The organism is Amycolatopsis sp. A1MSW2902, assembly GCF_017312175.1.
Classification (GTDB): Bacteria; Actinomycetota; Actinomycetes; order Mycobacteriales; family Pseudonocardiaceae; genus Amycolatopsis; species Amycolatopsis nivea.
The window spans coordinates 977,717-997,397 of sequence record NZ_QJPO01000001.1 but is presented as its reverse complement, the minus strand read 5'-3'; the positions used below and the strand labels follow the sequence as shown (position 1 = coordinate 997,397).

Sequence of the window (19,681 nt, the reverse complement as noted above, 5' to 3'; positions counted from 1 at the left end):
TTCCGTCACCATAGACGAGAACGTGTTCCAGTTCTAGGGTGGCGGACTATGGACGAGCTCGGGGCGGACGTCGTGATCATCGGAGCCGGCGCGGCCGGCGTGTGCGCGGCCATCGAAGCGGCCGACGCGGGCGCCAGCGTGCTCCTCGTGGACCGGTTTTCCGGCGGCGGGGCCAGTCGCGTGAGCGGTGGCGTGGTCTACGCCGGGGGAGGGACGCCGCAGCAACGCGCCGCTGGCGTCGACGACAGCGTGGACGCGATGTACGCGTACCTGCGGATGGAAACCGGCGACGTCGTGTCGGAGCGGACGTTGCGGCGGTTCTGCGAGGAAAGCGTCGACATGGTCGCGTGGCTGGAGCGCCAAGGTGTGCCGTTCGAGGGCAGCATGTGCGACTACAAGACGTCGTATCCCAGCAACAAGCACTATCTGTACTACTCCGGCAGCGAACTGTCCGGCGGATTCCGCGACGTGGCGAAACCCGCGCCGCGCGGACACCGGGTGAAGGGGCCGGGCACGTCCGGGAAGCTGCTGATGAAGCAGTTGCTGGCGGCGGCTCGCGAGCGCGGCGTCCGGGTGCTGCCGCAGACGCAGGCGATGAACCTGATCACCGACGACTCGGGCACGGTGACCGGGGTGCTCGCGCACAGTTTGCTGGACGCGCCTTCGTGGGTGCGGGCACGGCACGCGCGGCTCGCGGATTGGGCGGCGAAGCCCGGGATCTACGTGCCCGCGATGCGCAGGTCGCTGCATCAGCGGGTGGAACGGATTGAACGCAAGCACGCGCGTGAGCTGCGGATCAGTGCGCGACGAGGCGTGGTGCTGGCTGCGGGCGGGTTCATCGTGAACCGCGCGATGGTGCGCGAGCACGCCCCCGCGTACCGCGGCGGGCTCGATCTGGGAACTTCCGCCGACGACGGTTCCGGCATCCGGATGGGCGTGGAGGCCGGCGGGCGCACGGCGGAGCTGGACCGGGTGTCGGCGTGGCGGTTCCTGACGCCGCCGTCGGCGTTTCTCGGCGGACTCCTGGTGGGCGTGGACGGCCGCCGGATCATCGACGAATCCCGGTACGGCGCGGCGATCGGCGAGCGCATGATCGCTGAGCACGGCGGACGCGGCTGGCTGCTGGTCGACGAGCCGATCGTCGCCGAAGCCCGGCGCGACGGGCGGAAACAAGGCCAGTGGTTCGCGACGCTCCAACTGCGGTATCTGCTCGGCAAGGGTCGGGTGACCGCCGGGACGATCGAGGAAGTGGCCGCGCGCGCCGGAATCGACCCGGACGGGCTGGCGGCGACTTACGCCGAGTACCAGCGCGGACCCGATCCGGCGGGCAAGCCGGCGGACTTCGCGCGCCCGCTGGACACGCCGCCGTACTCGCTGATCGACGTGTCGGTGAAACCGAACCTCGGCTACCCGTGCCCGATGCTGACGCTGGGCGGTCTGGTGGTCGACGAGGACACCGGCGCGGTGGCCGGCGTGCGCGGTCTCTACGCCGCCGGGCGCACCGCGGTGGGAATCTGTTCCAGGTCGTATGTGAGCGGCCTTTCGCTGGCTGACTGCGTGTTTTCCGGCCGCCGGGCAGGGTTGCACGGCGCGCGCGGGACGGACCGCGTCGACAAAAACGAGAACGTGTTCTAGTCTTGAGCGTGTCGAGCGAGAGAGGACGGCCGATGAGCGAGCTGGCTGCCGTGATCGCGGGGGTGCGCGACCTGCTTCCCGTGCTGCGGGAACGCGCACAGGAGACCGAGGATGCCCGTCGGATCCCCGCCGAATCAGTGAAAGCGCTGCAGGAGACCGGATTTTTCCGCCTGCTGCAACCGAAACCGTACGGCGGCTTGGAAGCCGACCCGGTCACCTTCTACACCGCGGTCAAGATGATCGCGAGCGCCTGCGGGTCCACCGGCTGGGTCGCGTCGATTCTCGGCGTGCACCCGTGGCACGTCGCGTTGTTCGACGCGCAAGCCCAGGCGGACGTGTGGGGCGAGGACCACGACGTGCGGATTTCTTCTTCGTACGCGCCGATGGGCAAGGCGACCGTCGTCGAGGGCGGCTACCGGCTGTCCGGGCGATGGAGCTTCTCGTCCGGAAGCGACCACTGCACGTGGGTGCTGCTGGGCGGGCCGGCGTTCGCCGACGGCAAGCCGGTGGACTTCTGCACGTATCTCGTGCCGATCTCGGACTACTCCATTGTGGACGTCTGGGACACGGTCGGGCTGCGCGGCACCGGGTCCAACGACATCGTCGTCGAGGACGTTTTCGTGCCGAAGCACCGCGCGCTGAGCTTCATGGCGACGTCGAAGTGCAAGACCCCGGGCCAGGAAGTGAACCCCGGTCCGCTGTACCGGCTGCCGTACGGTTCCGTGCACCCGAGCACCATCACCGCGCCGATCATCGGGATGGCGCAGGGCGCGTACGACGCGCACGTGGAGCACCAGGGCAAGCGGGTGCGGGCGGCGTACGCGGGCGAACAGTCCAAAGAGGACCCGTTCTCGAAGGTGCGGATCGCCGAAGCGGGCAGCGAGATCGACGCGGCCTGGCTGCAGCTGACGCACAACATCGACGAGCTGTACCAGCTGGCCTGCAAGGGCGAGAAGCTGCCGTTCAGCACGCGGTTGCGGGTGCGCCGGGACCAGGTGCGCGGCACCGAGCGGGCGATCTCCGCGATCGACCGGCTTTTCGAGAACTCCGGCGGCCGCGCGCTGCAGCGGGGCACGCCGATCCAGCGCTTCTGGCGCGACGCGCACGCGGGCCGGGTGCACGCGGCGAACGACGCGGAGCGCGCGTACGTCATGTTCGGCACCGGCGAGTTCGGCTTGCCTGTTGAGAATGCGATGGTCTGATGGCGCCCGAAGGTTCCTATGTAGACACTGCGGGCGGCATTCGCCTGCACTACCACGAGTCCGGTGCCGAAAACGCCGAGACGGTGCTGTTGCTGCACGGCGGCGGCCCCGGCGCTTCGGCGTGGAGCAACTTCGGCCGGAACCTGCCGGTGTTCGGGAAGTCCTACCGGACGCTGGCGATCGACCAGCCGGGGTTCGGCCGGTCGGACAAGCCGACTGACCACCCGCAGTACTTCCGGCACAGCTCGGACGCCGTCGTCGGCCTGATGGACCGGCTTGGCATCGAAAAGGCGCACATCGTCGGCAATTCGCTCGGCGCGGGAGCGGCGGTGCGGCTCGCGTTGAACCACCCGGGACGCGCGGGACGGCTGGTGCTGATGGGCGCGGGCGGGTTGAGCGTCAACCTGTTCGCGCCGGACCCGACCGAAGGCGTGCGGCTGCTGTCGAAGTTCGCCGGGGACCCGACGCGGGAGCGGATGGAAGCGTTCCTCCGGATCATGGTGCACGACCAGGCTCTGGTCACCGACGAGCTGATCGACGAACGCTTCGAGATCGCGCGTTCGCCGGAATCGCTCGCCGCGATGCGGGCGATGGGCAAGTCGTTCAGCCTGCCGGACTCCTTCGAGGAAGGCATGTTGTGGCGCGAGGCTTACCGCCTGCGCCAACGGGTTTTGCTCGTCTGGGGCCGGGAGGACCGGGTCAACCCGCTCGACGGCGCACTGCTGGCGTTGAAGACGATTCCGCGTGCGCAACTGCACGTTTTCGGCGGCTGCGGGCACTGGGCGCAGCTGGAGAAGTTCGACGAGTTCAACCGACTCGCCCTCGACTTCCTCGGGAGTTCGTGATGGCTATCCGTTCGCTGGGATATCTGCGCATCGAAGCCACGGACATGGACGCCTGGCGCGTCTACGGGCTGAAGGTGCTCGGCATGGTGGAGGGTTCGGGCACCGACCCGAACGCGCTCTACCTGCGCATGGACGATTTCCCGGCGCGATTGGTGATCGTGCCGGGAGAGAAGGACCGGCTGGCGCAGGCGGGCTGGGAAGCGGCCAACGCCGCGGAACTGGACGACGTCCGCGCCCGCCTCGACGCGGCTTCGGTGCCGTACAAGGAAGGCACGCCGGAGGAATTGGCGGACCGCCGGGTCGCGGAGATGATCAGCTTCACCGATCCGTCCGGCAACACACTGGAGGTGTTCCACGGCGTCGCGCTGCAGCACCGGCGCGTGGTGAGCCCGTACGGGCACCGGTTCGTGACCGGCGAGCAGGGCCTCGGCCACGTGGTTTTGTCGACCCACGACGACGAGGCCGCGCTGCGGTTCTACCGCGACGTGCTGGGCTTCCGGCTCCGCGATTCGATGCGCCTCCCGCCGCAGATGGTCGGCCGCCCGGCCGACGGCGACCCGGCGTGGCTGCGGTTCTTCGGCTGCAATCCGCGCCACCACAGCCTGGCGTTCCTGCCGATGCCGACGCCGAGCGGGATCGTGCACCTGATGGTGGAGGTCGAGGAGACCGACGACGTCGGGTTGTGCCTGGACCGCGCGAAGCGCAAGAACGTCCCGATGTCGGCGACGCTCGGCCGGCACGTGAACGACCTGATGCTGTCGTTCTACATGAAGACCCCCGGCGGCTTCGACGTCGAGTTCGGCTGCGAGGGCAGGCAAGTCGAGGACGAGGCGTGGATCGCTCGCGAGAGCACCGCGGTTTCTTTGTGGGGCCACGACTTCTCCGTGGGCGCGCAATGACAGCCGCGGTCTCCGACGCCGTGCCGGACCGGTTTCGCGAGGTGCTGGGCCACTTCTGCACCGGAGTGACCGTGGTGACGGGTTACGTCGAGGACTCCTCGGCCGTCGCGCCGACCGGACCGGTGGGTTTCGCCTGCCAGTCCTTCGCCGCGTTGTCGCTGGACCCGCCGCTGGTGCTGTTCTGCGTCGCCCGCACGTCGCGCACCTGGCCCGCGCTGGCCGCGGCGGGCACGTTCGCGGTGAACGTGCTCGCCGAGGACCAGCAGGCGGTCTGCGCCGAGTTCGGCCGCCGCGGCGGCGACAAGTTCTCCGGAGTGTCCTGGCGACCGGCCCCGTCGGGCGCGCCGCTGCTGGACGGAGCCCTGACCTGGGTGGACTGCGCGGTGCAGGCGGTCCATCCGGCCGGGGACCACTACGTGGTGGTCGGCCGGGTGACCGCACTGGGCGAGACGTCCGACGCCCGCCCGCTGCTGTTCCATCGCGGCCAGTACACGGTCACCGAGCCGGTGCCGGACGCGCTCACCGCGCTGATGCCCTGGCCCCGCCCGGACGACTGGCTCTGACTCCGCGCGGGTGTTCGCGCTACTTCCAGCGGAAGTGCACGAACACCCGCCCGAAGTTGTCTTTGTCCTTCTCGACGCGGTGGTAGAGCGCCTTCACGTCCTTGCGCTCCAGGAACCGCAGCACGTGCTTCTTCAGCTGCCCGGACCCCTTGCCCGGGATGATCTCCACGAGCGGCGCCTTCTTCGCGACCGCCTCGTCGATGACCGCGCGCAGCGCCCGGTCGATCTCCCCGCCGCGGTTGTAGATGTCGTGAAGATCGAGCTTGAGCTTCATGCCTCCTTCCTACCCCACGCCCTCATAGTCGACATCGACTACTCTTCTGCGTATAGTCGATCCTGACTAAAGGAGTTCGTGGGTGAAGCGACGCGTGGTGGGGAATCCGCTCGGGCTGGCCGTGCTGGCGGGCTTGCTCGAGGAGCCGATGCATCCGTACGAGATGGCTCGGCGGTTCGTGGAGTACGGCAAGGAGCGGGATTTCAAGTACACCCGCAGCTCGCTGTACATGGTGGTCGGGCAGCTGGAGAAGGCCGGGTTCATCGCGGCGCAGGAGACGCTGCGCGATTCGGCGCGTCCGGAGCGGACCGTCTACGCCATCACGCCCACCGGGCGGCTCGAGCTGTTCGACTGGATGCGCGAGCTCGTCGCCGAACCGGCCACCGAGTATCCGCTGTTCGGGGCGGCGTTGTCGCTGTTCGTGGTGCTGCCGGCGGACGAGGTGCGGGAGCTGCTCCAGCAGCGGCTGGCCGCGCTCACCGCGATCGCCGACGACATCCGCGCGACGATCGACGCCGCGCGGGAACAGGGGCTCGCCTGGTGGTTCCTGGTCGAGGAGGACTACCGGCTGACGAAGGTCGAGGCGGAGCGCGGCTTCGTCGAACGACTCGCCGAGTCGGTTGCCGGGGAGGACTGCCGGCAGGCGTGGGAAACCTATTTCAAGGGGAGAACATGAACGTACTAGTGATCGGCGGCGGCATCGCCGGCGCGACCACCGCGATGGCGTTGCAGCGAGCGGGAATCGAAGCCGTTGTCTACGAGGCTTATCCGAAGTCGGCGGACGGAGTCGGCAGCGCGCTGACGCTGTCTCCCAACGGCCGCAACGCTTTGCGGCAGATCGACGCCGACGACGCGGTGGCCGCGGTCGGCATCGAAGTGCCCGGGATGATAATGCAGAATCACCGAGGCCGGGTGGTCGGCAGATTCGACGGGCTGCCGGGTCTGCCGTCGAGCCTGCTGCTGCGCCGGGACCGGCTGTACCGCGCGCTGATGGACGAAGCGCTGGGCCGGGGGATCACGGTCGAATTCGGCAAGCGGCTGGAGTCCGTGGAGAACAAAGCAGACCAGGTGATCGCGCGCTTCGCGGACGGTTCTTCCGCGACCGGCGACGTGCTGATCGGCGCGGACGGCATCCGGTCGGCTGTCCGGTCCACTTTGGACCCGGCAGCGCCTGCTCCGCGCTACACCGGACTGCTCGGTCTCGGCGGCTGGATCCGCAACCCCGGCCTGCCGGTCACCGGGAACTACCAGCATTTCGCCTTCGGCAAGCGGGCGTTCTTCGGCTATTTCATCGACGCGGACGAGATTCTCTGGTTCAGCAACGTCCCCGCCGCCGACCCGGCCGAGGCGAAGACCGCGTCGCCGGAGCACTGGCTCTCGGTGCTGCGCGAACGGCACGCGGACGACGTCCCGGCGCGCGACATCATCGCCCTGCTGAAGCCGGAAGACGTTGGCCAGCCTGGGATCCTGGAGGACATTCCGACGGTGCGGACGTGGCATCGCGGACGGGTCGTCCTGGTCGGCGACGCCGCGCATCCGACGTCGCCGAGTTCCGGGCAGGGAGCGTCGCAGGCGGTCGAGAGCTCGCTCGAACTGGCTCGTGCGCTGCGGGATTCTCCGGACGTGGCAACGGCTTTCGCCCAGTACGAGGCGGCCCGGCGGGAACGTGTCGAGCGGATCATCGCGCGGGCGGCGAAGATCAACAACGACAAGGCGGCGGGGCCGGTCGCGCGGATCATGCGTGACCTGCTGATGCCGTTGATGATGAAGACCGTCATGAGCCCGGAAAAGATGTTCGGCGGCGTGCATCGGCACCGGATCGAATTCGGGTCCTCTCGCGCCGCTGTCTAGCGGAGGCACGCGAGCGCGGACCGGCGCACGAGGGCGGTGCGGCCGAGCAATCCCAGTACGGTCAACGCATCCGGCGGACCGCCGGCCCGGATCACGCGGAGCTGGGTCCGTTCGGAGGCCCGCAGCAGGTCGTCGGCGCGCCAATCGGGTCCGTTCGTGACGGCGTGGATCAGCGCGGCGGGATCCGGACGCTGACGGACGGGGCGGCCGTCCGTCAGCCCAGGGTCTGCCACCATCCGTCCACCGGCGGCGGGGCGGACGCGTCGATCCGCTGCCCGGGTTTCGGGATCGCGAGCGGCAGGTCGTTCGCCTTCGCCTCCCGCCACACCCGGTCCGCGGGATCCGACCAGGTGTGCATGGCCAGCGTGAACGTCGCCCAGTGCACCGGGACCAGCAGCCCGCCGCGCACGTCCAGATGGGCGGCGACGCCTTCCTCCGGCGTCATGTGGATGTCCGGCCAATGCGGGGCGTACGCACCGACCTGGATCAGCGTCGCGTCGAACGGGCCGTGCTTCGCGCCGATCTCGGCGAAACCGGGGAAATATCCGGTGTCGCCGCTGTAGTAGACACGATGTTCCGGACCGGCGATCACCCACGACGTCCACAGTGTGCTGTCGTTCGCGAGGCCGCGGCCGGAGAAGTGCTGCGCGGGCGTGGCGACGAACCGGATCCCGGCGACGTGAGCGTCCTCGTGCCAGTCGAGTTCGACGATCCGCGCGGCCGGGACGTGCCACCGTTCGAGATGCGCGCCGACGCCGAGCGGGACGAGGAACGGTGCGTCGGTCAGCGAAATCAAGGATTGGACGGTGGGCAGGTCCAGGTGGTCGTAATGGTCGTGGGAAATCACGATCGCGTCCAGCCTGCCCAGTTCGCGCAGCGAAACCGGGGGAGCGTGCAGCCGTCGCGGCCCGGCGAACGCGGCGGGAGAAACCCGGTCGCCCCACACCGGATCGCACAGCACGCGGGCACCGTCGATTTCCACCAGCGTGGACGCGTGTCCGTACCAGGTAAGGAAAAGACCGTCCGCGGCGGAGGCGGCGGGCGAGGAGATCAGCGGGATCTCGCCGCCCGGCCGACGGCGGGCACGGTCCTCGCCGAACAGGAACTCGCGCACGAGCCCGCCGGGGGAGGAGGGCGTCGCGCGCGTGGCGGCGGCGTTGTGGAAGACGCCGTCGGCGTACTGCGGAGACTGGCGCATCCGCTCAGCACGAGCTCCGGCGGCCTTCGCGCCGAAGGCCGCCGGAGTCAATGCTTGGAAGGTCATGCCACCGAGTCTACGAAGCGTTCCTGAGAGGAGCCCCAGCTTCGTGCAGGTGACGCAGCGTCTGCCGGTAGGAGGACACCAGCCCGGTGCGCAGGTACGGGATGCCGATCTCGGCGCAGTACGCCTGCACCATCGGCTGGGCTCGGCGCAGGTGCACCGACGGCATGCTCGGGAACAAATGGTGCTCGATCTGGTGGTTGAGGCCGCCGAGCAGGACGTCGATCACCGGTCCGCCCGCGACGTTCCGGGAGGTGAGCACCTGCTTGCGCAGGAAGTCCAGGTCCGTCTTGCCGGTCAGCGTCGGCATGCCCTTGTGGTTCGGCGCGAAGATCGAACCCATGTAGACGCCCCACAGTCCCTGGTGGACCGCGAAGAACAGCAGCGCCAGACCGGGCGGGAGGACGATGAACAGCGCGGCGAGGTAGACCGCGACGTGGGTGAACAGCAGCGTCGCTTCGAGCCCGCGACGGCGCAGGCCGGGGCGCGCGACCGCGCGGATGCCGGACCAGTGCAGGTTGAGGCCTTCGAGGGTGAGCAGCGGGAAGAACAGCACCGCCTGGTGGCGGCCGATGAACCGGGGCATGCCGCGCGCCTCCCGGGCCTGGCGCTGGGACCACACGAGGACGTCCGGGTCGACGTCCGGGTCCAGCTCCTCGTGGTTCGGGTTGGCGTGGTGGCGGGTGTGCTTGTCCATCCACCACCCGTAGCTCATCCCGATGCCGAGGTTCCCGGCGAGACGCCCGGCGATCTCCGCGGGACGGCGCGTCCGGAACACCTGCCGGTGCGCCAGATCGTGCGAAAGCAGGGCGATCTGCCCGAACATGAACGCCTGGAACGCGGCCACGGCGAGCTGCCACCACGAGTCGCCGAGCAGCGCGAACGCGACCCAGCCTCCCGCGAACAGCACGGTCAGGAGCGCGATTCGAGCGGTGTAGTAGCCGGGGCGGCGGTCGAGCAGACCGGCGTCGGTGATCCGGCGGCAGAGCCGGGCGAAGTCGCTTCCCGGCCGTGGGGGCGAGGGGAGGACGAGCTTTTCGGTGGTCACCCGGGCGAGTATTGCGGCGCGGCGCCCCGGCGGGAAACCAGCAGACCCGACGGCTCGTGCTGGGGTTGTCCCCACCCCGCTCCTGTGCATTCCCGGCGCAGTGCTGCTCAAGCGCTTGCCGAGGCGCCGGGCGACGGCTCCGGAACGGCCTCCGGGGGCAGCAGGGTTACTCCAGGTGCCAGGGAAATTTCCATCGTTCGGCGGTCTGCCCCTCCGCGAAGCGGCCGCTCCTCAGTGCGACCGCCGCCGGGTCACCTCCGCGATGCTCGCCCAGTCGAGGTCCGCGCCGCCCTGCTCGACCGCGGTGGCGAATACGTCCTGAAGGACCGGTCCGGCGGGCAGTTCGACGCCCAGTTCGCCGGCGGCGTCCAGTGCGAGTTTCAGGTCTTTCAGCCCCAGCGCGGCGGTGAATCCCGGCGGCGTGTAAGCGCTGGTGGCGATGGCGTCGCCGTAGCCACGGTAAACCGCACCGGGAAAGACGGAATCGTTGATCATGTCGACGAACTGCCCGGCGTCCAGTCCGGCGTTCTCCAGCAAGGTGATCGATTCGGACAGCGCCTGCAACGCGTGAATGATCAGATAGTTCACCGAAATCTTCGCCGTCGGCGCGGCGTCCACGGCGTCGCCGAACTCCCAGACCCGCCGTCCGATCGCAGCCAGCATCGGCGCGGTTTCGGCCCGGACGTCCGCGGCGCCGGACACCAGCACGGTCAGGTTCCCGGCCACCACGGCTTCCGGACGGCCGACCACCGGTGCACTGAGGTACCGCCCGCCCTGGGCGGCGAACTCGCGCGCCCCGCCCGGGCTGATTGTCGCGTGGTTGACGTGGACAAAGCCCTCCGGAGCGGAACGGAGCCGCTCGGCGGTGAACACCTGCCGCACCGCGGCTTCGTCGCTCAGCATGGAGAAGACTGTCCCGGTGGCGATCGCGTCCTCGGGAGTTTCGCCCACGGTCGCACCTCGCGCGGCCAGCTCGTCCGCTTTGCCCGCGCTGCGGCTCCACACGGTGACGTCGTAGCCCGCGTCGAGCAGGCGTCCGGCGATGGCGGTGCCCATCCTCCCGAGCCCGATGAAACCTACCCGGCGTGATTGCTCGGCCATGATCATTCCTCCGGTCATTGTCAGCTCAGCGCTTCGGTCAGTTCTTCGTCGATCTTGTGCAGCAGTGCGCGGTTCGGACGCAGCGTTCCTTCGATGTCGCGCAGCTGTCCGTTGTCGTCCACGTCCGCGTCGGTGATGACCGCTTCGACGTGGGTGTCGAGCACTCGCATGTGCAGCCCGTGCAGGACGGTGACGAACTGCTCGGCGGCCTTCCCGCCGCCGCGGGTGCCGTAGGCGAGCAGGCTCGCGGGCCGATCGCGCCACTCCCGGTAGAGATAGTCCAGCGCGTTCTTGAGCACCCCCGGATAACCCCAATTGTATTGCGGGAACACGAAAAAGAACCCGTGATAGCTCTGCACGAGCTCGCTCCAGGCCCGCGTGTGCTCGTGTGCGTACTGCTGCGCCGCGGCCTTGACGGGCTCGTCCAGGAACGGCAACGCGATCTCCGCGAGGTCGACCAGCCCGTAGTCGAGCCGGCTGTCCTCCTGCAGCCGGGTTCGCGTCCAGGCCGCGACATCCGCGCAAATCCGGGAAGGGCGAGTGCTGCCCACGACGACAGCAATGCGTTTCGTGCCTGCCATCAGCGCGCTTCCCCTCGGTTCGTCTCACGGACTGTTGGTGACACGAACCAAAATAGTTGGTGTCACGAACTAAGTCAAGCTAACCTGGTCCCGTGACCGCTTCCCCGTCCGCAGACGTCCCGCCGCCGGAGCTGAACCTCACCGACGCTCTCGTCCAGCTGTCGTTCATCGTGCAAGCCGTGTTGGGCCGCCTGGCCGGGGACGAAGGACTGTCCGTCACCCAGCTGCGCATGCTCGCCGTGCTGGACGACCGCGAGATCGGCATGCGGCAACTGGCCGGGATCCTCGAACTGGAGAAGTCCAGCGTCACCGGACTGGTGGACCGGGCCGAACGCCGCGGCTTGGTCCAGCGCGTCGCGGTCCCCGGCAACCGCCGCGCCGTCCACGTCACGGTCACCTCGGCGGGGCGAGCCGTGGTGCACCAGGTGCGCGAAGCGATCGACGCCGAACTGGGCCAACTGGCGGCAACCCTGAGCGACAGCCGCCAGGACGCCTTCCGCCGCACCATCGAGTCGCTGATCCACCACTACGCGACCGAACACGCCATCCCGCTGTAAACCGGGCTGCGGCTCGAGGGCTGCGAAACCGGTATGAAACTAACCTGCCGAGTGCCGCGCCGTCTGGCAGCGTGTGCGCATGCGCAGCTACTACCTCCCCCCGATCGTCCCCGTAGTCGCTCTCGTCCTCATGCCGTTCCTCCCCTTCGTCAACACCTCCGGCCTGTGGCTGGGCTTGCCGAAGATGATGGTCTGGGGCGCGTTCTGGTGTCTCATGTTCACTCCGGCGCTGCTGCTGTCGGAACGCTTGCTGTCCCGCAGCGGCGAGGAGGATTGACGATGATCCTCGCCTTCACTCTCGCCGGCATCGTGCTCATCGGCGTGCTCGGCTTCGTCGGCCGCCGCCGTCCCGCCGCGGACCTCGCGGAATGGACCGTCGGCGGCCGGAAGTTCGGCGCGCTGACCATGTGGTTCCTGCAAGCGGGCGAGGTCTTCACGACCTTCACCTTCCTCGGCATGGCCGGGCTGGCGTTCTCCGGCGGCGTGGCCGCGATGTACGCGCTGCCGTACGTGCCGATCGCCTACGTGATCCTGTTCTTCCTCGCCAAGCGGATCTGGCGGATGGGCAAGGAACGCGGCTACCTGACCCAGGGCGACTTCCTCGAAGACCGGTATTCGAGCCGCGCGCTGGGCACGGTGTCGGCGATTCTCGGCGTCGTGTTCGTCCTGCCGTACCTGCAACTGCAGATCACCGGGCTCGGGCTGATCGTCCGGCTCGTGACCGGCGACCACGCGTCCGGCACGCTCAGCATGATCGCGGGCAGCGTGCTGGTGGTCGCGTTCGTGCTGTGGGCCGGGCTGCGCGGCGTCGCGGCGACGTCGTATTTCAAGGACGCGATCATGCTCGTCGTCCTGGTGGTGCTGATCATCGCGGTGCCCGCGCACTTCGCGGGCGGCGTGTCCGGGGTGTTCCACAAGATCGACCAGCTGCATCCGGAGAAGCTGTTCGTGCACGCCGGGGCCAACGACCACACGTGGTTCATCACGAGCATGCTGGTCAGCGCGATCGGCGTCGGGCTGATGACGCTGCCGCACACCTGGCCAGCGCTGATGTCCGCGCGCGACCCGAAGGTGCTGCGCCGCAACTACAGCTGGATGCCGGTGTACGAGCTGTGCCTGCTGCTGCCGATGATCATCGGGTTCGCGGCGGTCCTGGTGGTGCCCAAGGGAAGCGACCCGAACGGCGTGCTGCTGACCTTGAGCAAGGACGCGCTGCCGGGCTGGGTCACCGGGCTCGTGGTGGTCGCCGCGACGGCCACCGCGATGGTGCCCGCGGCGGGCATCCTGATCGGCATTTCCTCGCTGGTGGCACGGAACATCACCCGGGTGCGCAGCGAGCGCAAGCAGTTCTGGATCAACCACGGGACGGTCGTGCTGGCCAGCGCGCTCGCCCTGGTGCTCGGCATCTTCCGGCCGGACCTGCTGGCGAACCTGCTGCTGCTCACCTACTCCGGCTCGGTGCAGCTGGCCCCGGCGAACCTGCTGGGCTTCCTGAAGAAGGTCCCGGTCGGCAAGGTCCCGGTGTTCGCCGGGCTGCTGGCGGGCGAGGTCGTGGTGATCTGGCTGACCTTCGTGGACACCAAGCTCGTCGGCACGGTGAACGTCGGGCTGGTCGGGCTCGCGGTCAACGTGGTCGTGCTCGCCATCGCGGCAGCCGTCGAACGGGCCGTGACCCGGTCCGGAAACGTTGTGCAGACAGGAGAACCGGTATGACGCGGACCCTTTTCACCGGCGGCACGGTGTTCGACGGGACGGGCAGCGCGCCCGCGCCCGCGGACGTCGTGGTCGAGGACGGCCGGATCGTCGAGGTCGGCACCGGCCTCGACGGCGACCGCGCGGTGGACTGCGCCGGCGCGATGCTGCTGCCCGGGATGTTCGACTGCCACGTGCACGTCACGGTGTCCGACCTCGGGTTGCTGCAGCGCGTCCAGAAGCCGTTCTCGTACCAGTTCTACGAGGCGGCCCGGAACCTGTGGACCACGCTGAAGCTCGGCATCACCACCGTGCGCGATGCCGCCGGGGCCGATCTCGGCATCAAGCAGGCGGTCGCCGACGGCCTGATTCCCGGTCCCCGCTTGGAAATCGCGATCGGCCTGATCAGCCCGACGGGCGGGCACGGCGACGGGTGGATGCCGTCCGGGCATTGCGTCCCGCTGTCGCTCCCGCATCCCGGCCGTCCGAGCGCGCTGGCCGACGGCCCCGACGAGATGCGCCGGGTGGCGCGCACGCTGTTGCGCGCCGGGGCGGACGTGCTGAAGGTCTGCACCACCGGCGGCGTGCTGTCCCCTCGGGACGATCCTCGGCATTCGCAGTTCACGCCGGAGGAATTGGACGTCCTGGTCGCCGAAGCGACCATGCAGGGGCGGGCGGTGATGGCGCACGCACAGGGCGCGGAGGGGGTCAAGAACGCCGTCCGCGCCGGGATCCGGTCGATCGAACACGGCATCTACCTCGACGACGAGGCGATCGAGCTCATGCTCGCGCGCGGCACCTGGCTCGTCCCGACGCTGGTGGCTCCGGTGAACGTCATCCGCGCGGCGGCCGCCGGCGCCGCGTTGCCGGATGCGGTGGTGCAGAAGGCGAAAGAGGTCGCGGAAGTCCATCTCGAGTCGGTGCGCCGGGCCGTCGAAGCCGGGGTCCGGATCGCGATGGGCACCGACAGCGGCGTCGGTCCGCACGGGACGAATCTCGAAGAGCTGGAACTGATGCGCTCGGCCGGGATGAGCCCCGCGGACGTGCTGGTCGCCGCCACGTCGTCGGCCGCTCGGCTGCTGGGCAAGGACGCCGAACTGGGCCGCTTGGCGCCGGGGTATCGCGCGGACCTGGTGGTCGTTTCGGGCGATATTTACGATTTCCCGGCATTGGCGGGGAATGTTCGGGAAGTGTGGCAGGACGGAGCGCGCGCGGTTTAGGGCGGGGCATTCCCGAGCACGGCATACTTGCCGCCGTGATCATGAAAACCGAGGAACGCCACGCGTCCTGGCTCGAGCTTTTCTTCGACCTGGTCGCGGTCGCCGGCGTCGCCCAGCTTTCGCACCTCGTGCGCGGAACGACTTCCTGGAGCGACGCCGGCCTCTACGTCGTGTGCTTCGTCGCGTTCTGGACCGCGTGGATGTGCTTCACCGTGTACGGCAACGTCACCGGGGAAGCGGCGCGCGCGATGCCGGTGCTGCTCGCGATGGCCGGGCTGGTTTTCATGGCCGGTTCGGTGCACGACATCGGCGAGCACGCACAGGGCTTCGCCATCTCGTACGTGGCGGTGCGCGCGCTCGCCAGCCGGGTCTGGGAAGGCCGGGAAAACACGCGGATCATCGTCGAATGGCCGGTGGTGCACGCCGGGATGGGCGTGGTGCCGTGGGTCGTCTCGTTCTGGGTCGACGCGCCGGGGAAGTACCTGCTGTGGGCACTCGGGCTGGCGATCGACCTGGTGGCCGGGCTGACCATGTCGGGGGAGCAGGTCGCGGCCAAGGTGGCGGAACGGGCCACCCAGTCGAAGCGGCCGGTGCCGGGGCTGGCCTTCGCGCACCTGGACCTCGCGCACTTCGGCGAGCGGCTGGGGCTGTTCACGATCATCGTGCTGGGCGAGGGCGTCCTGACGGTCACCGACGCGATGACGGAGATCCCCGACTGGGAGTGGCCGCTGCTCTCGACCGTGCTCGGGGTGCTGGCGCTGCTGGCGGCGTTGTGGGGAGCGGCGTTGTTCCAGGGATTCGGCGGGATTCCCTATCTGTCCCAGACTTCCTGGGGCCCGCGGGTCCTGCTGCCGGTGCACTGCCTGGTGGCCGGATTGCTGGCGGCGCTGGCGGCCGGGTTCGGGGACGCCGTGGAGTCGGTCGCGCACGGACACCTCGCGGCGGGGACGCGATGGCTGCTGTGCGGGTGCGTCGCGGCGTTCACGGTCGTGGGCGTGGTGGCGCGGGTGGCTTCCGGGCGGTGGAAGCCGTGGGACTTCGTCGCGGTGCTCGCCGGCGTGGGGGTCCCGGCCGCGCTGGGCCTCGCGGGCGCGACGCTGACCCCGGCGCGGTTCTTGTGGTTGCTGCTGCTCGCGATCCTGCCCGGGCTGGTGCGGGAGTTTCCGCGGCGTCGGCCGGTGGCGGCTTCGGGCGCGGAAGGTCCGTGAAGGGCCCCCTCACGGCTTTCAGACGTTGGCGAGAAGATCCTTCAACGCGGCCGCGAACTTCGCCGGATTGCGCTGCGGCGCCAGGTGCGCGCCCGGCGTCTCGGTGAACGGCAGCCCGAGTTCGAGCGCGAGAATCTTGGCGGGCTGGTAGTGGTACCAGCCACGGCTGCCCTCCCCGGCGACCGGCACGATCTCGGTGTTCGTCCGCCGCAGCGCGCGCAAGTCCGGCAGGTAGTCGAAGAACTCGGTCAGCTCGCGGTCGAACAGCCGGAGCCAGTCGCCCTCGTTCGGCAGCCGCAGATGCGGCAGGTCGGGCAGCGCGGCGCCGGCGATCCCGTCCGCGAACCGCGTGACCGCGCCCATCAGATCACCCGAACGGGCCAGCCGGACCTGCGCCGCGGCGGCCTCGAGAATCCCCTCGGCGTCCGGCATCAACTGGATCGCGGGCGGTTCGTGCGCGACGAACACGGCGACCCGGTCCGGGTACCGCGCGACGAGATCCAGCCCGATCAACGCACCGGCACTGGTCCCGAACATCGACACTGGCCCGCTCCCGCCGGCGTGGTCGAGAACGGCGAGCGCGTCGTCCGCCTGCAGCGCCACCGGAACGGGCCCGGTGGTGGTGTCCGTGCTGGAGAAATGGCCGCGCCGGTCGTAGGTGATCACGGTGAAGTCCGTGCGCAAAAGCTTGACCAGCGCCCGGAACGAGTCCGCCGCGCCGGTCCCGCCGGGGACCAGCAGCAGCCGCGGTCCCTCGCCGGTCGTGCGGACGGCCAGCTCGCCGCCCTCGACCGGACAGCGATGCTCGGCAGTCTCCGCATCTTCCGCGATCATGCCGAGAGTCAAGCACAACCCGGGTCACCCGATCGCTTCCGGGACGCCGGTTTTTGTCGGTGGGGGGTGCGAGACTGCGGGAATGACGAGTTGGGATGAGTTCAGTGCCGCCGCCCCGGCATTGGCCTCGCGCGTACGAGCCCGCTTCGCCGCTGCGGATTCGCACGTCTTGGCCACCCTGCGCAGCGACGGTTCGCCGCGAGTGAGCGGTTCGGAGATCGACTTCCGCGACGGCGAGGCGTACATCGGGTCGATGCTCGACGCCCGCAAGGCCCGCGACCTCCAGCGTGACGGCCGCTTCGCCCTGCACGCCTACCCCGGCATCGAGGAAGGCGGCGACGCGAAAATCGCCGGCCACGCGGTGGAGATCACCGAGCCGGCGGAGGTCGCGCGCATCCAGGAGGGACAGGACAGCCACCTGTTCCGGCTGGATCTGCGGGAGGCCGTGGTCACGTGGGTGGAGGACAACACGCTGTGGATCGAATCGTGGCACCCCGGGAGCTGGGTGCGCTTCGCGAGGCCGGACAACGGTCCCGCGGTACGGACGGAGCTGGGGTTGACGGGGGAGGAGAAGAGTTGAGGAGCGCGCAGCGGACCCTGCGATGAGCCCTAGCCTGGGCTGATGAAACTCACGTCCACCGTGCTCGACGCGCCCGACCCCCGAGCGCTGGCCGAGTTCTACCGGGAACTGCTCGGATGGCCGATCGGCGCCGACGAACCGGAGTGGGTCACGTTGCGTCCTTCCGGCGGCGGGGCTGGTCTGTCGTTTCAGCTGGAGACGCAGTACGTGCCGCCAGTGTGGCCTGCCGATGCGGGGAAGCAGCAGATGCAGTTGCACCTCGACTTCGAGGTCGACGGACGCGCGGCGCTGGAAGCCGCGGCCACGAAGGCAGCCGCAACAGCAGGTTCGCGTGCTGCTGGATCCGGCTGGGCATCCGTTCTGCTTCTGGACTGACGACCGGCCTTAGCCACCACCGCACCGGCGGCGGAAGTTTCGGCCGCTGGCGCTCTAGAGCCGTGCATCGCACGCCGCTTTTCCGCCGCGTCCCGGGTGAGGGTTTCCTTGCCGCAGCGGAATTGGTGCCAGCGCGGCAAGAAGCGAGCCCGGACCCGACCGGGCCCGGCCTGCCTGCTCAGCTCCGCCTCCAGTTCGTCGCGGCCGCGGCGCTTCGCTGGCACAGCTGCGCTTCCGGTTTGTCGCGGCCAGCGGTGCTGTGCTGGCACAGTTGCGCTTCCGGATTGTGGCGGCGGGTGGTGTTCTGTGGGCTCGGTTGCGCTTCCGGTTTGTTCCGGCGGGCGGTGCTTTGCTGGTTCGGCTGCGCTTCCGGGTTGTGGCAGCGGGCGGTGCTCTGCTGGCTCGGCCGTGCTTCCGGTTCGTCGCGGCCACGGTGCTCGGCGCTTCGGGTTCGTCGCAGCGGCGGTGTCCTGTTGGCCCGGCTGGGCTTCGGACTTGCCACATAGGCACCGCTGCCCCGCCAGCTCAGCTCCGGCCCCAATCCGTCACAGGGCCGATGCTCCGCCAGCTCAACTCCAGCTCGTCGCAGCGGCCCTGCCCAACCAGCTCAGATCCGCTCCAGAATCGTCGCCGTAGCCATCGCCCCGCCAGCGCACATCGACACCAGCGCCGTCGTCGCGTCGCGGCGTTCCAGTTCGTGCAGGGCGGTCGTCAGCAGTCGCGCGCCGGTGCTGCCCACCGGGTGTCCCAGTGCGATCGCTCCGCCGTTGACGTTCACCCGCGTCTCGTCCGGATTGTGCATGCGCTGCCACGAAAGCACGACCGACGCGAAGGCCTCGTTCACCTCGAACAGGTCCACGTCGCCGATCTTCATCCCGGCCGCTTCGAGGACCCGCGTCGTCGCTTGCACCGGGCCGTCCAGGTGGTAGTACGGTTCCGCGCCGACCAATGCCTGCCGCCTGATCCGGGCGCGCGGGCGCAGGCCCAGCGAGCGGGCCAGCGACGCGTCCATGATCAGCACCGCGGCGGCGCCGTCGGAGATCTGGGACGACGAGCCCGCCGTGTGGATCCCGTCCGGCACCACGGGCTTCAACCGCGCCAGACCCTCCATTGTGGTCTCCCGCAGGCCCTGATCCCGGTCCACCACACCCGCTTCCGTCGTGACCGGCACGATCTCCCGCGAGAAATGCCCAGCCGACCACGCGGCGGCGGCGTTGGCCTGCGACCGCACTCCGAACGCGTCGACGTCCTCGCGCGTGATGCCTCGCCGGATCGCGATCCGTTCCGCCGCACCGTATTGGTCCGGCATGTCGATCGACCACGCGTCCGGCTTGGGGGAGCCGACGCCCTCGCCGCGGTTCGCGCCGAGCGGCACCCGGCTCATCGCTTCCGCACCGCACGCCACGCCGACGCTGATCGCGTCCGCCGCGATCAAGCCGGCGACCAGATGCGCGGCCTGCTGCGCCGAACCGCATTGCGCGTCGATCGTCGTGGCCCCGGTCGATTCCGGCAGGCCGGCGTGCAGCCACGCGGTGCGGGTCAGGTTGCCGCACTGCTCGCCCGCCTGCGTGACCGCTCCGCCGATCACCTGCTCCACCTCGGCCGGATCGATGCCCGCCCGTTCGACCACCCCGCGCACCGCCGCGCCCAGCAGTTCGGCCGCGTGCAGGCCGGACAGCCAGCCGCCGCGCTTGCCGATCGGCGTGCGTGCCGCGGCCACGATCACCGGTTCGCCCACGAGTGTCCCCTTCCGGAAGCTTCGTACCTCGCAAAACTAGAACACGTTCCTGTTAATGACAAGCGAGCGCACGACAGCGCGGAAGTCGATCACGAACCGATGAGCGAGCGCTCACCTGCGCCAACAGCTTCTGGAACGGTAAAGTAAACAGGTTTCACTCAAGCGGGTTCCGTTGGTTAACACCGTATGCTCTACTGGGGTCATAGAACGCGTTGCA

Annotated in this window: 22 protein-coding genes; 14 read left to right on the top strand and 8 right to left on the bottom strand. The window is 69.4% G+C overall.

What is annotated here, in order from left to right; all coding sequences use genetic code 11:
- Nucleotides 1-48 precede the first annotated feature (48 nt).
- Genes DMP23_RS04660 through hsaB form a run of 5 tightly spaced genes read left to right on the top strand, consistent with a single transcriptional unit; the run spans nucleotide 49 to nucleotide 5,144 of the window.
- Nucleotides 49-1,635 carry an FAD-binding protein gene (locus tag DMP23_RS04660; protein WP_337820268.1) on the top strand — a complete coding sequence of 529 codons (1,587 nt, stop codon included), beginning with the start codon at nucleotides 49-51 and terminating at the stop codon, nucleotides 1,633-1,635.
- A 32-nt stretch (nucleotides 1,636-1,667) separates the two neighbouring features.
- Nucleotides 1,668-2,837 (top strand): 3-hydroxy-9,10-secoandrosta-1,3,5(10)-triene-9,17-dione monooxygenase oxygenase subunit, encoded by a 1,170-nt coding sequence (hsaA, locus tag DMP23_RS04655; RefSeq protein ID WP_037809963.1) that lies wholly within the window; start codon nucleotides 1,668-1,670, stop codon nucleotides 2,835-2,837.
- Entirely contained in the window at nucleotides 2,837-3,682 is an 846-nt protein-coding gene (gene hsaD, locus DMP23_RS04650) for a 4,5:9,10-diseco-3-hydroxy-5,9,17-trioxoandrosta-1(10),2-diene-4-oate hydrolase (protein ID WP_337820267.1), read from the top strand. The genes hsaA and hsaD overlap by 1 nt, the downstream gene beginning before the upstream one ends.
- On the top strand, nucleotides 3,682-4,581 hold the full coding sequence (gene hsaC / locus DMP23_RS04645; RefSeq protein ID WP_134731208.1) for an iron-dependent extradiol dioxygenase HsaC: 900 nt from the start codon (nucleotides 3,682-3,684) through the stop codon (nucleotides 4,579-4,581). The genes hsaD and hsaC overlap by 1 nt, the downstream gene beginning before the upstream one ends.
- Nucleotides 4,578-5,144: a 3-hydroxy-9,10-secoandrosta-1,3,5(10)-triene-9,17-dione monooxygenase reductase subunit gene (gene hsaB, locus DMP23_RS04640; protein ID WP_037809967.1), complete on the top strand. Its 567-nt coding sequence runs from the start codon at nucleotides 4,578-4,580 to the stop codon at nucleotides 5,142-5,144. Before hsaC ends, hsaB begins: the two co-directional genes overlap by 4 nt.
- Before the next feature lie 19 nt (nucleotides 5,145-5,163).
- Here the strand turns inward: hsaB and DMP23_RS04635 are convergent, their stop codons facing one another.
- Nucleotides 5,164-5,418 (bottom strand): Smr/MutS family protein, encoded by a 255-nt coding sequence (locus DMP23_RS04635; RefSeq protein WP_009075408.1) that lies wholly within the window; start codon nucleotides 5,416-5,418, stop codon nucleotides 5,164-5,166.
- Nucleotides 5,419-5,500: 82 nt separating this feature from the next.
- On the opposite strand from DMP23_RS04635, the gene DMP23_RS04630 reads away from it, so the two are divergent.
- Nucleotides 5,501-6,094 carry a PadR family transcriptional regulator gene (locus DMP23_RS04630; RefSeq protein WP_337820266.1) on the top strand — a complete coding sequence of 198 codons (594 nt, stop codon included), beginning with the start codon at nucleotides 5,501-5,503 and terminating at the stop codon, nucleotides 6,092-6,094.
- On the top strand, nucleotides 6,091-7,269 hold the full coding sequence (locus DMP23_RS04625; RefSeq protein WP_337820265.1) for an FAD-dependent oxidoreductase: 1,179 nt from the start codon (nucleotides 6,091-6,093) through the stop codon (nucleotides 7,267-7,269). The genes DMP23_RS04630 and DMP23_RS04625 overlap by 4 nt, the downstream gene beginning before the upstream one ends.
- Here DMP23_RS04625 and DMP23_RS04620 read toward each other — a convergent pair.
- From DMP23_RS04620 to DMP23_RS04600, 5 genes are all read right to left on the bottom strand, one after another.
- A complete protein-coding gene (locus tag DMP23_RS04620; RefSeq protein ID WP_037809972.1) occupies nucleotides 7,266-7,505 on the bottom strand; it encodes a hypothetical protein in 240 nt (79 codons plus the stop codon). The genes DMP23_RS04625 and DMP23_RS04620 overlap by 4 nt on opposite strands.
- Nucleotides 7,484-8,533, bottom strand: coding sequence for an MBL fold metallo-hydrolase (locus DMP23_RS04615; RefSeq protein WP_337820264.1), 1,050 nt, complete (start codon nucleotides 8,531-8,533; stop codon nucleotides 7,484-7,486). The genes DMP23_RS04620 and DMP23_RS04615 overlap by 22 nt, the downstream gene beginning before the upstream one ends.
- Before the next feature lie 10 nt (nucleotides 8,534-8,543).
- The gene (locus DMP23_RS04610; protein WP_337820263.1) at nucleotides 8,544-9,578 is read right to left on the bottom strand and encodes a fatty acid desaturase family protein; all 1,035 of its coding nucleotides are present in this window, start codon (nucleotides 9,576-9,578) and stop codon (nucleotides 8,544-8,546) included.
- A gap of 231 nt (nucleotides 9,579-9,809) precedes the next feature.
- Nucleotides 9,810-10,679: an NAD(P)-dependent oxidoreductase gene (locus DMP23_RS04605; protein WP_337820262.1), complete on the bottom strand. Its 870-nt coding sequence runs from the start codon at nucleotides 10,677-10,679 to the stop codon at nucleotides 9,810-9,812.
- A 20-nt stretch (nucleotides 10,680-10,699) separates the two neighbouring features.
- Nucleotides 10,700-11,260: an NADPH-dependent FMN reductase gene (locus tag DMP23_RS04600; RefSeq protein WP_337820261.1), complete on the bottom strand. Its 561-nt coding sequence runs from the start codon at nucleotides 11,258-11,260 to the stop codon at nucleotides 10,700-10,702.
- Nucleotides 11,261-11,352: 92 nt separating this feature from the next.
- On the opposite strand from DMP23_RS04600, the gene DMP23_RS04595 reads away from it, so the two are divergent.
- From DMP23_RS04595 to DMP23_RS04575, 5 genes are all read left to right on the top strand, one after another.
- Nucleotides 11,353-11,817, top strand: coding sequence for a MarR family winged helix-turn-helix transcriptional regulator (locus DMP23_RS04595; RefSeq protein WP_337820260.1), 465 nt, complete (start codon nucleotides 11,353-11,355; stop codon nucleotides 11,815-11,817).
- 79 nt (nucleotides 11,818-11,896) lie between these two features.
- Nucleotides 11,897-12,094, top strand: coding sequence for a hypothetical protein (locus DMP23_RS04590; RefSeq protein ID WP_043829235.1), 198 nt, complete (start codon nucleotides 11,897-11,899; stop codon nucleotides 12,092-12,094).
- Between the two features lie 2 nt (nucleotides 12,095-12,096).
- Nucleotides 12,097-13,530 carry a sodium:solute symporter family protein gene (locus DMP23_RS04585; RefSeq protein WP_337820259.1) on the top strand — a complete coding sequence of 478 codons (1,434 nt, stop codon included), beginning with the start codon at nucleotides 12,097-12,099 and terminating at the stop codon, nucleotides 13,528-13,530.
- Nucleotides 13,527-14,729: a metal-dependent hydrolase family protein gene (locus tag DMP23_RS04580; protein WP_134668194.1), complete on the top strand. Its 1,203-nt coding sequence runs from the start codon at nucleotides 13,527-13,529 to the stop codon at nucleotides 14,727-14,729. Before DMP23_RS04585 ends, DMP23_RS04580 begins: the two co-directional genes overlap by 4 nt.
- Nucleotides 14,730-14,770: 41 nt before the next feature.
- The gene (locus tag DMP23_RS04575) at nucleotides 14,771-15,937 is read left to right on the top strand and encodes a low temperature requirement protein A (RefSeq protein ID WP_337824361.1); all 1,167 of its coding nucleotides are present in this window, start codon (nucleotides 14,771-14,773) and stop codon (nucleotides 15,935-15,937) included.
- Nucleotides 15,938-15,955: 18 nt separating this feature from the next.
- Here DMP23_RS04575 and DMP23_RS04570 read toward each other — a convergent pair whose 3' ends face one another.
- Nucleotides 15,956-16,771, bottom strand: coding sequence for an alpha/beta fold hydrolase (locus tag DMP23_RS04570; protein ID WP_337820258.1), 816 nt, complete (start codon nucleotides 16,769-16,771; stop codon nucleotides 15,956-15,958).
- A gap of 82 nt (nucleotides 16,772-16,853) precedes the next feature.
- On the opposite strand from DMP23_RS04570, the gene DMP23_RS04565 reads away from it, so the two are divergent.
- Nucleotides 16,854-17,351, top strand: a complete 498-nt coding sequence (locus DMP23_RS04565) for a pyridoxamine 5'-phosphate oxidase family protein (protein ID WP_337820257.1) — start codon at nucleotides 16,854-16,856, stop codon at nucleotides 17,349-17,351.
- Nucleotides 17,352-17,393: 42 nt separating this feature from the next.
- Nucleotides 17,394-17,726, top strand: coding sequence for a VOC family protein (locus tag DMP23_RS04560; RefSeq protein ID WP_443111246.1), 333 nt, complete (start codon nucleotides 17,394-17,396; stop codon nucleotides 17,724-17,726).
- Between the two features lie 607 nt (nucleotides 17,727-18,333).
- On the opposite strand, the gene DMP23_RS04555 is transcribed toward DMP23_RS04560, so the two are convergent.
- Nucleotides 18,334-19,464, bottom strand: a complete 1,131-nt coding sequence (locus DMP23_RS04555) for a steroid 3-ketoacyl-CoA thiolase (protein WP_043829247.1) — start codon at nucleotides 19,462-19,464, stop codon at nucleotides 18,334-18,336.
- Nucleotides 19,465-19,681: the final 217 nt, after the last annotated feature.

Excerpts from the sequence above, each read along its gene's own strand:
- DMP23_RS04660 (WP_337820268.1), top strand. The coding sequence starts at position 49 with ATGGACGAGCTCGGGGCGGACGTCGTGATCATCGGAGCCGGCGCGGCC.
- hsaA (WP_037809963.1), top strand. The coding sequence starts at position 1,668 with ATGAGCGAGCTGGCTGCCGTGATCGCGGGGGTGCGCGACCTGCTTCCC.
- hsaD (WP_337820267.1), top strand. The coding sequence starts at position 2,837 with ATGGCGCCCGAAGGTTCCTATGTAGACACTGCGGGCGGCATTCGCCTG.
- hsaC (WP_134731208.1), top strand. The coding sequence starts at position 3,682 with ATGGCTATCCGTTCGCTGGGATATCTGCGCATCGAAGCCACGGACATG.
- hsaB (WP_037809967.1), top strand. The coding sequence starts at position 4,578 with ATGACAGCCGCGGTCTCCGACGCCGTGCCGGACCGGTTTCGCGAGGTG.
- DMP23_RS04635 (WP_009075408.1), bottom strand. The coding sequence starts at position 5,418 with ATGAAGCTCAAGCTCGATCTTCACGACATCTACAACCGCGGCGGGGAG.
- DMP23_RS04625 (WP_337820265.1), top strand. The coding sequence starts at position 6,091 with ATGAACGTACTAGTGATCGGCGGCGGCATCGCCGGCGCGACCACCGCG.
- DMP23_RS04620 (WP_037809972.1), bottom strand. The coding sequence starts at position 7,505 with ATGGTGGCAGACCCTGGGCTGACGGACGGCCGCCCCGTCCGTCAGCGT.
- DMP23_RS04615 (WP_337820264.1), bottom strand. The coding sequence starts at position 8,533 with ATGACCTTCCAAGCATTGACTCCGGCGGCCTTCGGCGCGAAGGCCGCC.
- DMP23_RS04605 (WP_337820262.1), bottom strand. The coding sequence starts at position 10,679 with ATGGCCGAGCAATCACGCCGGGTAGGTTTCATCGGGCTCGGGAGGATG.
- DMP23_RS04600 (WP_337820261.1), bottom strand. The coding sequence starts at position 11,260 with ATGGCAGGCACGAAACGCATTGCTGTCGTCGTGGGCAGCACTCGCCCT.
- DMP23_RS04590 (WP_043829235.1), top strand. The coding sequence starts at position 11,897 with ATGCGCAGCTACTACCTCCCCCCGATCGTCCCCGTAGTCGCTCTCGTC.
- DMP23_RS04585 (WP_337820259.1), top strand. The coding sequence starts at position 12,097 with ATGATCCTCGCCTTCACTCTCGCCGGCATCGTGCTCATCGGCGTGCTC.
- DMP23_RS04580 (WP_134668194.1), top strand. The coding sequence starts at position 13,527 with ATGACGCGGACCCTTTTCACCGGCGGCACGGTGTTCGACGGGACGGGC.
- DMP23_RS04575 (WP_337824361.1), top strand. The coding sequence starts at position 14,771 with ATGAAAACCGAGGAACGCCACGCGTCCTGGCTCGAGCTTTTCTTCGAC.
- DMP23_RS04570 (WP_337820258.1), bottom strand. The coding sequence starts at position 16,771 with ATGATCGCGGAAGATGCGGAGACTGCCGAGCATCGCTGTCCGGTCGAG.
- DMP23_RS04565 (WP_337820257.1), top strand. The coding sequence starts at position 16,854 with ATGACGAGTTGGGATGAGTTCAGTGCCGCCGCCCCGGCATTGGCCTCG.
- DMP23_RS04560 (WP_443111246.1), top strand. The coding sequence starts at position 17,394 with ATGAAACTCACGTCCACCGTGCTCGACGCGCCCGACCCCCGAGCGCTG.